We start from the raw sequence: 16859 nt of genomic DNA on the forward strand, positions 1-16859 counted from the left end.
ACGACACATCACCGCCACGAGGGGCGTGCGGTGACTTTCTGGGGCCGGGCCCGGTCCGTCACCGGATGGGCCGGAGCTGTCAGAGCGCGGCCGCGCCGTGGTTGCGCAGGGACTGGGCGTACTGCTGGAGGACCCACAGCTCGTTCTGGACGGCGGTGAGCCGCTCGGGGTCGGCGTGCGGGCCGCCGAGGCGGGCCAGTGTGCCCTGGACGTCCAGGATGCGGCGGTCGACCGCACGCAGGCGGACCCGGATCAGCTGCTCTCCGGCGTAGATCTCGTCGACGGCCTTGCGCATGATCGGCTCGACGGCGAGCTCCGTGACCAGCGCGCGCACCGTGTCGTCGGGGGCGGTCTCGCGGACCCTCGCCAGGTAGTCGGAGGTGTCCTGCGCGCCCTGTTCCGCGCCGCCCGCCTCCTCGATGACCTGGCGTACGGCGGCGTACGGCGGGGCGGTGAACTCGTCCGCCCCGTACGCGTCGAACGCGGGGGAGACCAGCTCGGGGCGCTGGAGGGCGAGCTTCAGCAGCTCGCGCTCGGTGCGGTGCGCGGGGCTGCGCAGGTTCAGCGCGGGACCGGACGGGCCGGGGGGACCGGAGGGGCCCATGTCGTACGAGGGCGCGGTCCGGCGGTCCTGGGGCGCGGCGGGGCCGCGGCCGCCCCGGTCGCGCGCCCAGCGGGCGAGCTGCGCGACGCGCTTGACCACGAACTGGGTGTCGAGGATGCCGAGGATGCCCGCGAGCTGGACCGCGGACTCGTGCTGGATCGCGATGTTCTTGATGTTGGCGACGATCGGCGCGGCCTCGTCGAGCGCGGCGGCCCGCCCGGCCGGGGTCTCCAGGTTGTGCCGGGACACGACGTGGCGGATGGCGAACTCGAAGAGCGGTGTGCGCGTCTCGACCAGGGACGCCACCGCCTCGTCGCCCTTGGCGAGCCGCAGGTCGCAGGGGTCCATGCCGCCGGGCGTGATCGCGATGGACGTCTCGGCGGCGAACTTCTGGTCGTCCTCGAACGCGCGCAGCGCCGCCTTCTGGCCGGCCGCGTCGCCGTCGAAGGTGAAGACGACCTCGGCCGAGGCGTTGTCCATGAGCAGCCGGCGGAGGATCTTGATGTGGTCGCCGCCGAACGACGTGCCGCAGGTGGCGATCGCGGTGGTGACGCCGGCCAGGTGGCAGGCCATGACGTCGGTGTACCCCTCGACGACCACCGCCCTGCTGGTCTTGGCGATCTCCTTCTTGGCCAGGTCGATGCCGTACAGGACCTGGGACTTCTTGTAGATCGCCGTCTCGGGGGTGTTCAGGTACTTCGGGCCGTTGTCGTCGTCGCGCAGCCTGCGCGCGCCGAAGCCGACGACCTCGCCCGTGATGTCGCGGATCGGCCACATCAGGCGGCCGCGGAAGCGGTCGATGGGGCCGCGGCGGCCCTCCTGGGAGAGGCCGGAGAGGGTCAGCTCCTTGTCGGAGAAGCCCTTGCCGCGCAGGTAGCGGGTGAGGTGGTCCCAGCCGGCCGGGCTGTAGCCGACGCCGAAGTGCTGGGCGGCGTCCTGGTCGAAGCCGCGCTCGGCCAGGAACGTGCGGCCGATCTCCGCCTCGGCGGAGTCGAGCTGTTCGACGTAGAACTGCGCGGCGGCCTTGTGCGCCTCGACCAGGCGGACGCGCTCGCCGCGCTGGTGCGTGGGGTTGTAGCCGCCTTCTTCGTACCGCAGGGTGATGCCCGCCAGGGCGGCGAGGCGCTCGACCGTCTCGGAGAAGGAGAGGTGGTCGATCTTCATCACGAAGGCGATCGTGTCGCCGCCCTCCTGGCAGCCGAAGCAGTGGAAGAGACCCTTGCTCGGGCTGACCTGGAAGGACGGGGACTTCTCGTCGTGGAAGGGGCACAGGCCCTTCAGATTGCCGCCGCCGGCGTTGCGGAGCTGGAGGTACTCGGAAACAACGGCGTCGATCGGGACCGCGTCCCGGACCGCCTTCACGTCGTCATCGTTGATCCTGCCTGCCACGCGTGAAGTGTACGGCGGCGTTCGGACACTTCCGTCGGCCGAGCGGCCGGTGGACGGCCGGCCGGGTGGCCGGCCGAGCGGTCAGCCGAGCAGGGAGGCCAGGTCCACGGACGGGTCGGAGAGGGCGTAGGTGTCCACCGGGGCTCCGGAGCGGATCAGCGCCTGGACGGTTTCGGTGACGTCCCACACATTCACGTTCATGCCCGCCAGGACCCGGTTCTCCTTCAGCCAGAACGCGATGAACTCGCGCTTTCCCGCGTCGCCGCGGATCACCACCTGGTCGTACGTGCCGGGGGGCGCCCAGCCGGAGTACTCCAGTCCGAGGTCGTACTGGTCGGAGAAGAAGTACGGGACGCGGTCGTACGACACGTCCTGGCCCAGCATCGCGCGGGCGGCGGCCGGGCCGCCGTTCAGCGCGTTGGCCCAGTGCTCGACGCGCAGCCGGGTGGAGAGGAGCGGGTGGTGCGCCGCGGCGACGTCGCCGGCGGCGTAGATGTCGGGGTCGGAGGTGCGCAGCCCGGCGTCCACGGCGATGCCGCCGCCGTGCGCGCGGTCGGCCAGGTCGAGGCCCGCGGCCTCGGCGAGCGCGACGCGCGGGGCGGCGCCGATCGCGGCGAGGACGTCGTGGGCGAGGTGCTCCTCGCCGTCGTCGGTGCGGGCGGCGAGGACCATGCCGTCCTGGCCGACGATCTCGGTGAGGCGGGCGCCGAAGTGGAAGCGGACGCCGTGCTCGCTGTGCAGGTCGGTGAAGAGCTGGCCGAGCTCGGGGCCCACGACCTGGTGGAGGGGGGTCGGTTCGGGTTCGACGACGGTGACCTCGGCGCCGTAACCGCGCGCGGCGGCCGCGACTTCCAGGCCGATCCAGCCGGCCCCGGCGATGACGAGGTGCCCGTTGTCCCGGCCGAGGGAGGCCAGTACGCCGCGCAGCCGCTCGGCGTGGGAGAGGCGGCGCAGGTGGTGGACGCCGGCGAGGCCGGTGCCGGGGATGTCGAGGCGGCGCGGCTCGGAGCCGGTGGCGAGCAGCAGCTTGTCGTAGCGGAGGGCGGTGCCGTCACCGAGCACGGCCGTCCTGCTCGCGCGGTCGAGGTGGACCACGGACTGGCCGAGGTGCAGCTCGATGTCGGCCTGTGCGTACCAGCCGGGGTCGTGGGCGAAGACGCCGTCGCGTTCCTTCTCGCCGGTCAGGAACCCCTTGGACAGGGGAGGGCGTTCGTAGGGATGGTCACGTTCGTCCCCGATGAGGATCACCCGGCCGGTGAACCCCTCACTGCGGAGGGTTTCGGCGGCCTTCGCCCCCGCCAGCCCCCCACCGACGATGACGAACGTCAGATCTGCGTCGACCACTTGCTGCCTCCTCTGTGGCTGCTACACACTGTGCCGCCGTATGCGAGCGTCCCGCACAGAGCGTGATGGGGGAAGAGGGGGGTGGGCCGCGGGCGTGTCGCGGACCGGTTCCGGTGGCGCCGTCATGGGCGGCGTGGTGTCCGGGTGGTGAGCCGGGCGTGCAGGGACCGGGCGGCGGCGTCCGTGAAGCACGCGATCTGGTCGACGATCACGCGTTTGCGGGCCCTGTCGTCGGGTGCGGCGGCGAACAGCGCGCGGAACTGGGGGTCGAGGCCCTCGGGGGCGCGGGCCGTGAGGACCTCGGCGAGTTCGGCGATGACGACCCGCTGGTCGGCGCGGAGCCGCTCCTGTTCGTCGCGCTGTATGACGTAGCGGTCGGCGACGGCCTTGAGGACGGCGCACTCGTGGCGGACCTCGCGCGGGACGACCAGCTCGGCGGCGTACCGGGTGAGCCTGCCCGTTCCGTACGCCTGGCGGGTGGCGCCCTCGGCGGACAGGCAGAAGCGGCCGATGAGCTGGCTGGTCGCGTCCTTCAGCCGGGCCTGGGCGACGGCGGACCCGTCGTAGCCGTGCGGCCACCACTCCTGGTCGAGGAGGCGGTCGAGGGCCTCCGCCAGCTCCTCGGGGCCGGTGTCCTCCGGTACGTACCTGCCGATCGCCACCGCGAAGATGTCCTGGCGCTCGGGCTCGGCCAGGAGGACGTTGGGGTCGAGGTGACCGGCGTGCAGGCCGTCCTCGAAGTCGTGCACCGAGTACGCCACGTCGTCGGACCAGTCCATGACCTGGGCCTCGAAGCACTGGCGGTGGGCCGGGGCGCCCTGGCGGGCCCAGTCGAAGACGGGCAGGTCGTCCTCGTAGACCCCGAACTTCACCGAGCCGGGGTCCGTGGGGTGGGCGCCGCGCGGCCAGGGGTACTTGGTGGCGGCGTCGAGGGCGGCGCGGGTGAGGTTGAGGCCGACGCTGACCATCTCGCCGCTGTCGCGGGAGCGTACGAAACGCTTGGGTTCGAGGCGGGTCAGGAGGCGGAGCGACTGGGCGTTGCCCTCGAAACCGCCGCAGTCCTTGGCGAAGTCGTTGAGCGCCTGCTCGCCGTTGTGCCCGAAGGGCGGGTGGCCCATGTCGTGGGAGAGGCAGGCCGCCTCGACGAGGTCCGGGTCGCAGCCGAGGGCCGCGCCCAGTTCGCGGCCGACCTGGGCGCATTCGAGGGAGTGGGTGAGGCGGGTGCGGGGGCTGGCGTCCCAGACCTGGCTGCTGGAGCCGGGGGTGACCACCTGGGTCTTTCCCGCGAGGCGGCGCAGCGAGGCGGAGTGCAGCACGCGCGCGCGGTCGCGCTGGAAGGCGGTCCTGCCGGGCCGTTTGTCGGGTTCGGTGGCCCAGCGCTCGGTGGCGGCCCCGTCGTAGAGGGCGTCGGGGAGGACGGCGTGGAGCGGAACGGGGGGCAACGGGGCGTCGTGCGGTGCGGCGGCGGCCGGTCGGTCTTCGGCGTGTGGGGCGTCGTGCGCTGTGCCTTCCATGCACCGACAGTAGACGCAGGCGGTGACAGTCGGGACTCAGGCGGCGGCCAGGTGGTGCCGGGGCGTCAGGGAGCGGCCGGCGAGAGCCTGGTCGTACCGGAGCAGGAGGAGCCGTGCCAGGGCGGGGTGGGTGCCGAGCGGCGCGGCGGCGATCCAGGGCGCGGCGGCGGCGCTCTGCGCGGCGAAGCGGCCGGGCGCGGTGAAGTACGAGGCGACGGCGGCGCGGTGGCGGCCGCGTGCGGCGAGGGCGCGCAGGGCTTCGGGGACGGTGGGCGAGGCGGCGGAGGCGTAGGCGGGGACGACGGGGACTCCGCCGAGGCGCTCGCTGAGCAGGGCGGCGGTGCGGCGGGTGTCGGCGGTTGATTCGGGGTCGCGGGAGCCCGCGGCCGCGAGGACGACGCCGCTTCCCGGGTGCGCGGTGTCGGATGCCTGCCAGCCGGCCTCGGTGAGGCGGTCGTACAGCGCCTCGACGAGCAGGGGGTGCGGGCCGAGCGGGACGGCGACGCGGGTGCGCAGGTGGGGGGCGGTGGCGGCGGCCTGCGGCAGGTCGTGCTTGACGTGGTGGCCGCGGCCGAGCAGCAGCGGTACGAGCACGGCGTCGCCGCCCCGGCCGCGGTGCAGGCCCGCGAGCGTGTCGGTCAGCAGCGGCTCGTTGAGTTCGATGTGGCCGAGGCGTACGTCGAGACCCGGGCGCAGCTCGCGGACGCGCTCCAGCAGCGCGGTGACGGTGCGCAGGGCGTCGGGGTCGCGGCTGCCGTGGGCGACGGCGACGAGGGTGGGCGGCGCGGAAGGCCGGGAGGGCGGGGGCGGGGGCGGGGGCGGGGTCATCGGACGGCGGGTTCCGTTCAGGGAGACGTGCCTCAGCTGCGTGCCGAGCTGGGCGGTGACGCGGGCGAGCAGGTGCGCCGTGCTGTCGAAGGGAAGTGACTCGCGGTGTGCTGCCGACTCCGTCATGGGCCGATACTGCCGGGCTCACGTTGCCGCCTCGTTGCGCGAGGGTGACGGGTGTTTTCCGTGGCCTCACCGGCCGGGCGGGGCCGGTGTCAGAGGCCGCGCCGGGCGTGCCCCTCCAGTGTCCCCCGCCCCACCGGGAAATCCAGCCCGCCGAGAGGGCCGTCAGACCCCGAACAGCTCCCGGCACGGCTCCAGGCCCGCCATCTCCACCGGCACGGTCCGGTGCGCCTCCCAGTCCTCACGGCTCAGCCGCAGCCGCAGCACCGTCCTGGCCTCCCCCCGTACCGACTCCACCAGCAGGCCGTCCGGCCGGTAGCCGAGCTTCTCCGACACCCGCAGCGAACGCGGGTTGTCCGTCATCGCCGCGGACGTGACGTGCCGGGCCCCCAGTCCTGCGAAGGCCAGGTGCAGCACGGCCGCCCGCATCTCCGTGCCGATTCCGCGTCCCTGGTGTGCCAGTCCCAGCCAGGAGCCGGTCTCCCCCTCCCTGGTCACCGGGAAGCCGTCCGTCATGAAGTCCTGCCGGCCGACGGTCTTCCCCCCGCACCGCACGGCGAGGCTGAGCGTCCACTTCTCCGGCCGCCATTCGGCGACGGTGCCCAGCACGTGCTGGAAGGTCGCCCGCGCCCGGTCCCGCGGCGACCCGTCCGTCCACGGCACCGAGAACGGCATGGACGCCTCGTCGTGCACGCCGTCGGCCGCGACGGCGGCCAGTTCGTCGAGCACGTCGCCGTCCGGCAGCGCCAGTTCGAGGCGCGGAGTCGTGATCCGCAGACCGTACAGGGGCCAGAATCGTCTCGACATGGCGAAATCATTCCAGTCGGGGGCGGGCGAGAACATGCGATTTTCCTGGGGCACGGCGCGGGCCGGAGCACAGCGGTGGGCAGCCGGAGGACTGGAACGCCCGCACCTCGTACCCCGCTCCCGCCGCGCCCGGCGGCGTACCGTCCAGGCCCTCATGCTCGCCTCCGTGGTGGCGCTCGCCCCCGCGACCTGGCTGCACGCCGCCGCCGACAGCCGGGTCAGGACGACGGCCGACGCCCCGGCCCGCGACGTGGTCGTCGTCTTCGGGGCCGGCCTCCGGCAGGGCGGCCCTTCGCCGTACCTCGCGAACCGCCTCGACGCCGCAGCCGAGCTCTACCGGGCGGGCAGGGCGAAGGTCGTGCTCGTGACCGGGGACAACAGCCGGGCGGAGTACGACGAACCGGACGCCATGCGCGCCTATCTGATCGAGCAGGGCGTGCCCGACGAGCGCATCGTCAGCGACTTCGCGGGCTTCGACACCTGGGACTCCTGCGTCCGCGCCAAGAAGATCTTCGGGGTGGACCGGGCGGTCCTGGTGAGTCAGGGGTTCCACATCCGCCGGGCGATCGCGCTGTGCCGGTCCGCCGGTGTCGACGCGTACGGCGTCGGGGTCGACGCCAGGCGCGACGCGACCTGGTACTACGGCGGCGTACGGGAGATCTTCGCGGCCGGCAAGGCGGCGCTCGACGCCGCGACCGAGCCCGACCCGCGCTTCCTGGGGCGCCAGGAGCCGGGCGTGGCCGAAGCGCTGGCGGACTGACGGCCGGTCGTGGACTCCGGGGCGCCGTGGACCAGGCGCGCCGCGTGACCGACGGCCTCCTGACACCGCCACGCCGGCCCGGCCCCCTCATGCCGCCTCACCGGGCGGCCGGGGCCGGGCGGAGCCGGGCGTACCGGGGGCGTAACACCGGGCGCCCGTCGCCGTAACACCGCCGTCGCATGCTGACGGCATGCCCCGCACCTCCCCCGCTCCGGCCGCCGCCCCGCCGTCGACCCCCACCCACTGCCCGTACTGCGCGCTCCAGTGCGGCATGAACCTGCGCGCCGCGGCGGGCGGCGACGTGGTGGAAGTCGTCGAGCGCACGGACTTCCCCGTGAACCGGGGCGCGCTGTGCGGCAAGGGCCGTACCGCGCCCGCGGTGCTCTCTTCCCGGGTGCGCCTGACCGAGCCGCTGGTCCGCCGCCCCGCCACCGGCAGGCTGGAGCCGGCCACCTGGGAGGAGGCCCTCGTGAAGATCGCGGAGGGGCTCGGCCGTACACAACGGGGGTACGGCCCGGACGCCGTCGGGGTCTTCGGTGGCGGCGGGCTCACCAACGAGAAGGCGTACGCGCTCGGCAAGTTCGCCCGCGTGGTCCTGGCCACCTCGCAGATCGACTACAACGGCCGCTTCTGCATGTCGTCCGCCGCCGCCGCCCACCAGAAGGCCTTCGGCCTCGACCGCGGCCTGCCCTTCCCGCTGGAGGACATCCCGCGCACCGGCTGCGTGATCCTCGTCGGGTCCAACCTCGCCGAGACGATGCCGCCCGCGCTGCGCTACCTCACGGAGCTGAAGGAGAACGGCGGCACGCTCATCGTCGTCGACCCGCGCCGCACCCGCACCGCCGAACAGGCCGACCTCCATCTCGCGCCCCGCCCCGGCACCGATCTGGCGCTCGCGCTGGGGCTGCTGCACATCGTCGTGTCCGAAGGCCGTACGGACGAGTCCTTCGTCCAGGACCGCACGGCCGGCTGGGACGAGGCGCGGGCGGCCGCGATGGCGCACTGGCCCGAGCTCGTCGAACGCATCACCGGCGTCCCCGTCCCCCAGCTGCGCGACGCGGTACGGATGTTCTGCGACGCGCCGGCCGGCATGGTCCTCACCGCGCGCGGTCCCGAGCAGCAGTCCAAGGGCACCGACACCGTCGGCGCCTGGATCAACCTGTGCCTCGCCACGGGCCGTGCGGGCCGCCCCCTGTCCGGTTACGGCTGCCTCACCGGCCAGGGCAACGGCCAGGGCGGCCGCGAGCACGGCCAGAAGGCCGACCAGCTGCCCGGCTACCGCAAGCTCACCGACCCGGCCGCGCGCGAGCACGTCGCCGGGGTGTGGGGTGTGGACCCCGACAGCCTGCCGGGCCCGGGCCGCAGCGCGTACGAGCTCCTCGACGCGCTCGGCGGCGACATCAAGTCCCTCCTGCTGATGGGCTCGAACCCGGTCGTCTCCGCGCCCCGCGCCGCCCACATCGAGGAGCGCCTGCGCTCCCTGGACTTCCTCGCGGTGGCGGACGTGGTCCTGTCCGAGACGGCGGCGCTCGCGGACGTCGTCCTTCCGGTCACCCAGTGGGCGGAGGAGACGGGCACGACGACGAACCTGGAGGGCCGGGTGCTGCTGCGCCGCAAGGCGGTCGACCCGCCGCCGGGCGTACGGACGGACCTGGAGGTCCTGCACTCGCTGGCCGCCCTGCTCGGCCACGAGAAGGGCTTCCCGGTCGACCCCGAGGAGGTCTTCGCCGAACTGCGCCGGGCCTCGGCGGGCGGCCCCGCCGACTACTCCGGCATCTCGTACCGCCGTATCGCCGAGGAGGACGGCGTCTTCTGGCCCTGCCCGGAGGGGGCTCCCGCGTCTTCCACGGCTCCCACCGATTCCACGGCTCACGCGGTTCCTGCGGCTCACGCGGCTCCTGGTGACGACCACCCCGGTACGCCCCGGCTCTTCCTCGACCGCTTCGCGACGGAGGACGGGCGCGCCCGCTTCGTCCCCGTCACCCACCGGCCGGCGGCCGAGGAACCGGACGCCGAGTACCCGGTGCTCCTCACGACCGGCCGGGTCGTCGCCCAGTACCAGTCCGGCGCCCAGACCCGCCGCGTCGACGAGCTGAACGCGGCGGCGCCCGGCCCGTTCGTGGAGCTGCATCCACGGCTCGCGCAGCGCCTGGGCGTGTCGGAGGGCGACCGGCTGTCGGTGGTGTCACGGCGCGGGCGGGCGGTGGCTCCGGCCAGGATCACGGACTCGATCCGCTCGGACACGGTCTTCATGCCGTTCCACTGGCCGGGCGAGGGCCGGGCCAACACCCTGACGAATCCGGCGCTGGACCCGACGTCGCGTATGCCGGAGTTCAAGGTGTGCGCGGTACGGATCGAGCGCGCGCAGGACTGAGCGGGGTCAGGGGCCGGCGTTCTCCGGGCCGGCGGTCTCCTCCCCCACCCAGGCCAGGTACTCCGCACTGCCGCGGACGATGGCCGTGGCGATGATCTCGGGCGTCTCGTAGTCGTGCGCGGCCTTGAGGTGCGCCTCCAGATCGGCGTACCGCGCACCCGCCGTCTTGAAGACCACCTGCCACTCCTCGGCGGTCTCGGTCGCCCCCTCCCACCAGTAGACGGAGGCCACGGGCCCGCTGACCTGCGCACAGGCCGCCAGACGCGCGTCGACGGCACCACGCGCGAGCTCCAGCGCCTTCTCGCGGCTGTCGGTCGTGGTCAGTACGCTCAGCCATTCGGCCACTGTCACGGGCGTTCTCCTCATGGATGGTTTTATGCCGGGGCCGGCCCGGGCCGGCCGGTCAGCCGGTCAGTCGGGCGGGCCGCGCAGGGGCGTCCCTCTCGGGGCGGCCCCGGAGCGAACCAGAGCAGTTTCCCCCCGCGCCCGGCCCCCATGCGGCAGCCACCCCCGCTGTCGGCGCACAGCCCGCGGCCGCACGATCAGCGGCCCCCGTCGGCGGGACGCCCCACCGGGCGACTCGTGTGTGACGTGACACACAATCAGGTTTCCTGGAGCAACCTTCCCGGCACCCGCTGGATCTGAGTCACAGATTGGTCTGTACCTCGCGCCTCCGGCCGGGCAGGCCGGATACCGGTCACGGGGAAAGCGTGCCGGCCACAAGGGGACAGGGAACAGCATGAAGATCGCGTTTTTGATCTACAACGCCTACGGGATCGGCGGGACCATTCGCTCCACGGTCAATCTCAGTGGCGCGCTGGCCGAGGCCGGCCACGAGGTGGAGGTCGTCTCCGTCTACCGCACCCAGGAGACGACCAGTCTCCAGCTGGGTCCCGGCGTGCGCCTGCGGCCCCTGATCGAATGGCGCCGAGACGCTCCCGACTACGCGGGAGGGTCCGCCGGGGCGGCCGAACCCAGCGCCATGTTCACCGACGACGGCGTGCAGTACGGACCGCTCGCTCCCAGCCGGCTGACCGACGAGCGCGTCACCGCCTACCTCCGGGCGACGGACGCCGACGTCGTCATCGCCACCCGCCCGATCCTCAACGGCTACCTGTCCCGCTACGGCGAGCGGCGCTATCTGCGCATCGGCCAGGAGCACCTGACCTTCGACATGCACAGCGACCAGCTGCGCGAGGACCAGAACGACGCTCTCGCCGGGCTGGACGCCTTCGTGACCGTCTCGGAGGCGGACGCCGCCCGCTACCGCGCCGCCCTGCCCCAGGTGTCCACCCGCATCCTGTGCGTACCCAACAGCGTCCCCGCACCGGGTGTCGAACCCTCCACCGGAGACTCGCGCACCATCGTCGCCGCCGGGCGGCTGGTGGGGATCAAGCGCTACGACCGGCTGCTGGACGCCTTCGCCAAGATCGCCCCGCAGCACCCCGACTGGTCCCTGCGCATCTACGGGCGCGGACCGCAGAAGCCGTTCCTGCGCAAGCGGATCGACAAGCTGGGGCTCTACGACCGGGTGCGGCTGATGGGGGCGGTCTCCCCCATCGAGCCGGAGTGGGCCAAGGGGGCCATCGCCGCCGTCTCCTCCGACGGCGAGTCCTTCGGCATGACCATCGTCGAGGCCATGCACTGCGGCGTGCCGGTCGTGGCCACCGACTGCCCGCACGGCCCCGGGGAGATCATCAGCGACGGCCGGGACGGTGTGCTCGTCCCGCTGGAGGAGGGCTCCGACGCCTTCGCCCGCGCGCTCTCCGCGCTCATGCAGGATGCCGGGCGGCGCGGCGCCATGGCCGACGCCGCCCGCGAGAAGGCCGCCCGCTACGCCCCCGCCCGGGTCTGCGCCCGCTACCTCGACCTCTTCGACGAGCTGCGCGGCCCGGACGGCCAGGTGGCCCCGTTGGGGCAGCGGCTCCGTGCCGCCGTGACGGCCCTGCGCCTCCCGCGCCGCCAGGCGCCCCGCACCACCCCGCGGTCCGCCCCCTGGGCGCCCCGCGCGGCAGCCGCGGCCACCGCGGACGGCGGGATCCGCTTCCAGGTGGACGTCGACGGAGCACCCGGGGGAGACCTGGAGCTGCTGCTCAGGCTGCGCAAGGACCCGGACAAGCGCACCGTGCGGCTCCCGCTCTCCCCCGCCGGACAGGCCACCCTGGAGCGGACCGCGCACACACTCGCCGAGGGCCGCTGGGACGCCTACATCGCCCCGCCCCGGGGCAAGGAGCGGCGCGCGGCCGCCCTCACCGTCGAACAGGCCCGGCTGCTCCCCCTGCCGCTCCGGGCCCACGAGGGCACCGTCTCGGCATGGATCCCCTACCCCACCGAGGAGGGCAACCTCAGCGTCCGGACCTGGCTGCGCGAGGGACACGCCGAGGTGGAGAGCGTCCAGGTCGTCGACCAGGCCGTGCACATCACCGGACGCCTGCACGGCCTGGAAGCCGGCCCGGACGCCACGGTGGCGGCCACCCCCCGCAACGGGACAGCGACGGACGGCGGCTTCGGCCGGCCGCTCACCCCCCTGCCCGGCAACCGGTTCGCCTGCACGCTCCCCTATCCCGAAGCCCTGGCCGGCCACACCGGCGAGCACACCATGTGGGACCTCGCCCTCCACCCGGCCGGCCACGAGCCCCCGGTGCGGCTGTCCCGCATCGCCGGGGACACCGTCCACCGCAAGAAGACCGACGTCCTGCCCGCCACCGAGACCCGCCGCCCCGGACCGGAAACGGTGCGGCTGCGCCCCTACTTCACCGTCAACAACGACCTCGCCCTCAGCGCCCGCACCCTCCCCCCGGAGGCCGCCGCGCAAACGGCGCCCTCCGCCGGCGGGGCGCGCTGAGCCGAACGCACGAACGCCCCCGCCCCGCCCCCGTACCCGCGCCCAGGCCGCCGTCGCCGCCTCGACGACCCGCTCGCACGACCCGACTCCGGCGATACCTCTCCGGCGACGCCGTACGCGATGTCGGGCGTGTCACCGGACTCAGCCGGCGTACGGACGGACGGACTTGGCGTCGCGCAGGGCGTGGGCCCACCAGGTGAGCTGGTTGAGCAGGGCCTTGGCGGCGCTGTCGGCGGCGGCCGGGTCCTTGTGCTGCCCGTCCTCGTCGAACTGGCCCCAGGGCCCGTGGAAGCTGACGGTCTCGCGGATGGTGGTGGCGTGCATCTCGGCGAAGACCTGGCGCAGCTGCTCGACGGCGCGCAGGCCGCCCGACATCCCGCCGTAGGAGACGAAGCCGACGGGCTTGGCGTGCCATTCGCTGCCGTGCCAGTCGATGAGGTTCTTGAGGGAGGCGGGGAAGGAGTGGTTGTACTCGGGGGTGAGGACGACGAAGGCGTCGGCGGCGGCGAGGCGCGGGGAGACCTGTGCGAGTACGGCCTTGGTCGCGTCGGACGGGTCGCGGGAGAGAGTGGTCGGCAGGTCGATGCCGGCCAGGTCGATCACATCGACGTCGAGGTCGTCGTGTGCGGCGGCCCGGGAGACGAACCAGTCGGCGATGACGGGGGCGAAGCGGCCCTCGCGGTTGCTCGCCACGACGACGGCGACACGCAGCGGCCGTCCGGATGCGGGGACCGCGGCGGCGTCGTGGGGGCTGACCTGGGCGGATTCATGCGTGGTGATGTCCATGCGCAAAGACTCGTACGTCAACCATGGTTGAGGTCAAGCCACTCCTGTCACCATGTCCCCCCTCACCCGGAACACGAAGGAAGCCACCGCCGGTGAGCCGGCCGCGCGCAGCGGCGTGGCGCCCACCGCCCTCCACCCTGCGCCCTGCGCCCTGCGCCCTGCGCTCATACGAGCGTGAAGGGCTGATTGCCGGCCTCCGCACGGCGGAAGACCAGCGTCGCCGCATCCGTGACAGGCTCCGCCGCGTCGCCTCTACGGTGGGCGCATGACCACACCCGCCACGTCTCCCGCACCTCCCCCACCTCCCACCTCCGCCGCGCCCCACATCGAGATCGACGGCCGCAGGGCGGCCACGGCGGACGACCTCCTGGTCCCCACCCTGTACGGCGGTTACGCGCACTTCACCGCGATGCAGGTCAGAGACGGCCGGGTGCGCGGACTCCCCCTGCACCTCGCGCGGCTCGACGCCGCCACCCAGGAGGTGTTCGGCGCCGGACTCGACGGGGAGCTGGTGCGCGAGCGGGTGCGGCACGCGCTCGACGGGGCCGGGGTCCGGGACGGCGCGGTGCGGGTGTACGTGTTCCGGGCCCCCGAGGCGGAGGCCGCCACCCTGATGGTCACCGTCCGCCCGCCCGCCACCATGCCTCCGGCACCGCAGGCCCTGATGTCCGTCCCGTACGCACGCCCCTTCCCGCACATCAAGCACCTGGGTGGCTTCGCCCAGACCCACTACGGCCACATCGCGCGGCGCGCGGGCTTCGACGACGCGCTGCTGACCGGACCGGGCGGGGTGGTCACGGAGGGGGCGATCACCAACATCGCCTTCCACGACGGCACTTCGGTCGTCTGGCCCGACGCGCCGTCACTGCACGGCATCACCATGGCCCTGCTCGAAACCCGTCTCCCGGAGTCCGGCGGCCTGCCGTCGGTACGGGGACCGGTGACGCTGGACGGCCTCGCCGGCTACCGGGCCGCGTTCGTCACGAACTCGCAGGGCATCGCCCCGGTGCGGCGCATCGACGACGTGGAGTTCACGGTCGACGAGGAACTGATGAGGACGGTCGTGGCGGTGTACGAGGCGACGCCCTGGGACCGCGTCTGAGACGTGGCCCCGCCGGCCGGCGCCCCGTCACCCGTTCGGGGCGCAGCGCGGGACGGACCGCCCGGCTTCCCGCCACCCCGGCACTGACCTGGACGAACGCCCCGCACGCAGGACGTGGCGCCCGGGACGGGGCAGTCGACCTGACGTACCGTCAGCAGGCGCCGGGTGCGTACCGCTGGTTGTCTCGGGGGCAGTGCCGTACCGACGCGTCCGGGAGGATCACCATGCGCCCTGCACTTCTGCTGGCCGGCACCGCACTGGTGGCCGCCGTGTCCGGCCCCGGCGCAGGTCCGGCGTACGCCGGGAACGACGCTCAGGAGCACATGCTGGAGGTGTACCCGGCGAGCGCGGGCCCCGGCACCACCATCACGGTGAACACCACCGCCTGCGGCTCCGACAGCGGCGGCACGGGCGACGCCAACGCCCTGGACGCGGGCGACTTCCCGCTCCGGCCCGCCACGCACGAAGAGGTCGTCACCGGGCAGTTCAAGATCCCGGCGGACTCCCTGCCCGGGACCTACGACATCGCGGTGGCCTGCGACAACGGCAACACCGCCCAGGGGACCCTGACCGTGACCGCCGGTTCCACTCCCGACCCCGCACACCCCACGCACCCCGCACATCCCCCGGCTCACCCGCCCGCCCACCCCAAGGGGCACGTCAAGACCGGTGTCGGCGGGTCCACCGGCTCGGACACCACCCAGATCGCGGCGGGTGCGGCCGTCCTGGCCGCGACCGCCGTCGGCGGTACCTGGCTCCTGCGTCGCCGGGCGAGAGGCACGCGGGACAGCTGACGGGCCGGCTTCCGCTGCCGCCCGCACCGCCGGAGTTCCCCGTGCCTCCGCCCCGTCCCCGAGCCGGGCGGGGGCACGCGGGGCGCACGCCCCGACGGGCCGGCGGGCCGACGACTCTGGACTGGAGGGCGATCACCGATGACGGACCGGCGCACGAAGGGCGGGCTCGTCGCCATCGCCGTCTGCACCGGGCTGTGGCTGATCCAGAACGGCGTCGAAGGGCAGGACCCGCCCCAGCCGTCGCCCGCCGAGGCGTTCACCGCCGGGTCCCAGCACGTCGCGAGGAGCGCGGTCCCGCCGGCGGAACCGCTGCGGCCCTCCGAGCCCGTACGGATCCGGATACCCGCGGTCCGGGTGGACGCACCCGTCATGCGCCTGGGGCTGGGTCCCGACGGGAGTCTCGACGTACCGCCGGCCGCGCACCGCAATGTCGCCGGCTGGTACAAGGACGGCACCCCGCCGGGCGCCGAGGGCACGTCGCTCGTCGTCGGGCACGTCGACAACGCGCGGGGACCGGCCGTCTTCTACTACCTCGGTGCGCTGAAGAAGGGCCACACCGTCGAGGTGGACCGCAGGGACGGGCACACCGCCGTCTTCACGATCGACGCCATCGAGGTGTACGACAACGAGGACTTCCCCGAGCAGCGGGTGTACGGGGCCTCCCGCCGGGCCGAGCTGCGGGTCATCACCTGCGGCGGCGCCTTCTCGGAGAAGACCGGCTACCGGGGGAACGTGGTGGCGTACGCGCACCTCACGGCGGTGCGCTGAACCTGACCCGGTGACCCGGCGCCCTAGCTCCACTGGTCGAACGCCAGCTTCGCGACCAGCGAGAACACCACCACCAGCAGCACCCCGCGCACGAACGCGCTGCCCTTCCTGAGCGCCATCCGCGCGCCCGCCGTCGCGCCCGCCAGGTTGAAGAGCGCCATGAGCGCGGCGAGCTGCCACAGCACCGTTCCCTGGTACGCGAACATCGCGAGCGCGCCGGCGTTGGTGCAGACGTTGACGATCTTGGCGTTGGCGGAGGCGGTGACCAGGTCGAGGTGGAGCACGGCGGTGAGTGCCAGTACCAGGAACGTACCGGTGCCGGGTCCGAAGAGGCCGTCGTAGAAGCCGATGCCGCCGCCGACGAGGACGATCGCGGTGGCCGTACGGGCCCGGGTGACCGGCGCCTTCGCCCCTGCGGCGGCGGCGCGGCCGAAGGAGGGGCGCAGGAGCACGAAGGCCGCGACAGCGAGCAGCGCCACCATGATGACCGGGCGCAGTACGTCGCTGCTGATCCCGGCGGCGAAGAACGCGCCGGCCATGGAGCCGGCGAGGGCCGTGAGCCCGATCCGTACCGCCGTCCCCACCTCCACCGGTGTCTTGCGGAGGTACGTCACGGCCGCGCCCGAAGTGCCGACGATGGCCACTGCCTTGTTGGTGCCGAGGATGTGCGCGGCGGGTACCTGCGGCAGCCCGAGCAGCAGGGCCGGCAGGAGCAGCAGCCCTCCCCCGCCCACCACCGCGTCGATCCAGCCGGCCGCGGCCGCGGCGAGGCACAGGACAACCAGCGTGGTCAGCGATATGTCGGGCATGATCGCGACCTT

14 protein-coding genes are annotated in these 16859 nt (G+C 73.7%); 6 read left to right on the forward strand and 8 right to left on the reverse strand.

Going from position 1 to position 16859, the window contains the following annotated elements; all coding sequences use genetic code 11:
* Positions 1-79: 79 nt before the first annotated feature.
* The 5 genes from dnaG to ABD374_RS22525 form a co-directional block, all read right to left on the reverse strand.
* Positions 80-1993: a DNA primase gene (gene dnaG, locus ABD374_RS22505; RefSeq protein ID WP_344497402.1), complete on the reverse strand. Its 1914-nt coding sequence runs from the start codon at positions 1991-1993 to the stop codon at positions 80-82.
* Between the two features lie 81 nt (positions 1994-2074).
* The gene (locus tag ABD374_RS22510; protein WP_344497403.1) at positions 2075-3337 is read right to left on the reverse strand and encodes an NAD(P)/FAD-dependent oxidoreductase; all 1263 of its coding nucleotides are present in this window, start codon (positions 3335-3337) and stop codon (positions 2075-2077) included.
* Between the two features lie 122 nt (positions 3338-3459).
* Entirely contained in the window at positions 3460-4851 is a 1392-nt protein-coding gene (locus ABD374_RS22515; RefSeq protein WP_344497404.1) for a deoxyguanosinetriphosphate triphosphohydrolase, read from the reverse strand.
* Positions 4852-4887: 36 nt separating this feature from the next.
* A complete protein-coding gene (locus tag ABD374_RS22520; protein ID WP_344497405.1) occupies positions 4888-5805 on the reverse strand; it encodes a sirohydrochlorin chelatase in 918 nt (305 codons plus the stop codon).
* A gap of 162 nt (positions 5806-5967) precedes the next feature.
* Positions 5968-6609: a GNAT family N-acetyltransferase gene (locus tag ABD374_RS22525; RefSeq protein ID WP_344497406.1), complete on the reverse strand. Its 642-nt coding sequence runs from the start codon at positions 6607-6609 to the stop codon at positions 5968-5970.
* Between the two features lie 34 nt (positions 6610-6643).
* Between ABD374_RS22525 and ABD374_RS22530 the strand changes: the two genes are divergently transcribed.
* Positions 6644-7369 carry a SanA/YdcF family protein gene (locus tag ABD374_RS22530; RefSeq protein ID WP_425577335.1) on the forward strand — a complete coding sequence of 242 codons (726 nt, stop codon included), beginning with the start codon at positions 6644-6646 and terminating at the stop codon, positions 7367-7369.
* 190 nt (positions 7370-7559) lie between these two features.
* Positions 7560-9743 carry a molybdopterin oxidoreductase family protein gene (locus ABD374_RS22535; protein WP_344497408.1) on the forward strand — a complete coding sequence of 728 codons (2184 nt, stop codon included), beginning with the start codon at positions 7560-7562 and terminating at the stop codon, positions 9741-9743.
* 6 nt (positions 9744-9749) lie between these two features.
* Here ABD374_RS22535 and cutA read toward each other — a convergent pair whose 3' ends face one another.
* Positions 9750-10109, reverse strand: coding sequence for a divalent-cation tolerance protein CutA (gene cutA, locus ABD374_RS22540; protein ID WP_425577304.1), 360 nt, complete (start codon positions 10107-10109; stop codon positions 9750-9752).
* A 373-nt stretch (positions 10110-10482) separates the two neighbouring features.
* On the opposite strand from cutA, the gene ABD374_RS22545 reads away from it, so the two are divergent.
* Entirely contained in the window at positions 10483-12588 is a 2106-nt protein-coding gene (locus ABD374_RS22545) for a glycosyltransferase (protein WP_344497410.1), read from the forward strand.
* A 141-nt stretch (positions 12589-12729) separates the two neighbouring features.
* On the opposite strand, the gene ABD374_RS22550 is transcribed toward ABD374_RS22545, so the two are convergent.
* Positions 12730-13374, reverse strand: a complete 645-nt coding sequence (locus tag ABD374_RS22550) for an NADPH-dependent FMN reductase (RefSeq protein WP_344497411.1) — start codon at positions 13372-13374, stop codon at positions 12730-12732.
* Between the two features lie 265 nt (positions 13375-13639).
* Here ABD374_RS22550 and ABD374_RS22555 point away from each other — a divergent pair, with 265 nt between their 5' ends.
* The 3 genes from ABD374_RS22555 (at position 13640) to ABD374_RS22565 (ending at position 16038) form a co-directional block, all read left to right on the forward strand.
* Positions 13640-14476 carry an aminotransferase class IV family protein gene (locus ABD374_RS22555; protein WP_344497412.1) on the forward strand — a complete coding sequence of 279 codons (837 nt, stop codon included), beginning with the start codon at positions 13640-13642 and terminating at the stop codon, positions 14474-14476.
* Positions 14477-14700: 224 nt separating this feature from the next.
* Positions 14701-15270 (forward strand): hypothetical protein, encoded by a 570-nt coding sequence (locus ABD374_RS22560; RefSeq protein ID WP_344497413.1) that lies wholly within the window; start codon positions 14701-14703, stop codon positions 15268-15270.
* Positions 15271-15408: 138 nt separating this feature from the next.
* Positions 15409-16038, forward strand: coding sequence for a class F sortase (locus ABD374_RS22565; protein WP_344497414.1), 630 nt, complete (start codon positions 15409-15411; stop codon positions 16036-16038).
* Between the two features lie 23 nt (positions 16039-16061).
* Here ABD374_RS22565 and ABD374_RS22570 read toward each other — a convergent pair whose 3' ends face one another.
* Positions 16062-16847, reverse strand: a complete 786-nt coding sequence (locus tag ABD374_RS22570; RefSeq protein ID WP_344497415.1) for a sulfite exporter TauE/SafE family protein — start codon at positions 16845-16847, stop codon at positions 16062-16064.
* Between the last annotated feature and the right edge of the window lie 12 nt (positions 16848-16859).

It is taken from the genome of Streptomyces enissocaesilis (assembly GCF_039533765.1).
GTDB lineage: Bacteria > Actinomycetota > Actinomycetes > Streptomycetales > Streptomycetaceae > Streptomyces > Streptomyces enissocaesilis.

Coding starts and splice junctions, on each gene's coding strand:
- ABD374_RS22515 (WP_344497404.1), bottom strand. CDS start 4,851: ATGGAAGGCACAGCGCACGACGCCCCACACGCCGAAGACCGACCGGCC.
- ABD374_RS22520 (WP_344497405.1), bottom strand. CDS start 5,805: ATGACGGAGTCGGCAGCACACCGCGAGTCACTTCCCTTCGACAGCACG.
- ABD374_RS22525 (WP_344497406.1), bottom strand. CDS start 6,609: ATGTCGAGACGATTCTGGCCCCTGTACGGTCTGCGGATCACGACTCCG.
- ABD374_RS22530 (WP_425577335.1), top strand. CDS start 6,644: ATGCGATTTTCCTGGGGCACGGCGCGGGCCGGAGCACAGCGGTGGGCA.
- ABD374_RS22535 (WP_344497408.1), top strand. CDS start 7,560: ATGCCCCGCACCTCCCCCGCTCCGGCCGCCGCCCCGCCGTCGACCCCC.
- cutA (WP_425577304.1), bottom strand. CDS start 10,109: ATGAGGAGAACGCCCGTGACAGTGGCCGAATGGCTGAGCGTACTGACC.
- ABD374_RS22545 (WP_344497410.1), top strand. CDS start 10,483: ATGAAGATCGCGTTTTTGATCTACAACGCCTACGGGATCGGCGGGACC.
- ABD374_RS22550 (WP_344497411.1), bottom strand. CDS start 13,374: ATGGACATCACCACGCATGAATCCGCCCAGGTCAGCCCCCACGACGCC.
- ABD374_RS22555 (WP_344497412.1), top strand. CDS start 13,640: ATGACCACACCCGCCACGTCTCCCGCACCTCCCCCACCTCCCACCTCC.
- ABD374_RS22560 (WP_344497413.1), top strand. CDS start 14,701: ATGCGCCCTGCACTTCTGCTGGCCGGCACCGCACTGGTGGCCGCCGTG.
- ABD374_RS22565 (WP_344497414.1), top strand. CDS start 15,409: ATGACGGACCGGCGCACGAAGGGCGGGCTCGTCGCCATCGCCGTCTGC.
- ABD374_RS22570 (WP_344497415.1), bottom strand. CDS start 16,847: ATGCCCGACATATCGCTGACCACGCTGGTTGTCCTGTGCCTCGCCGCG.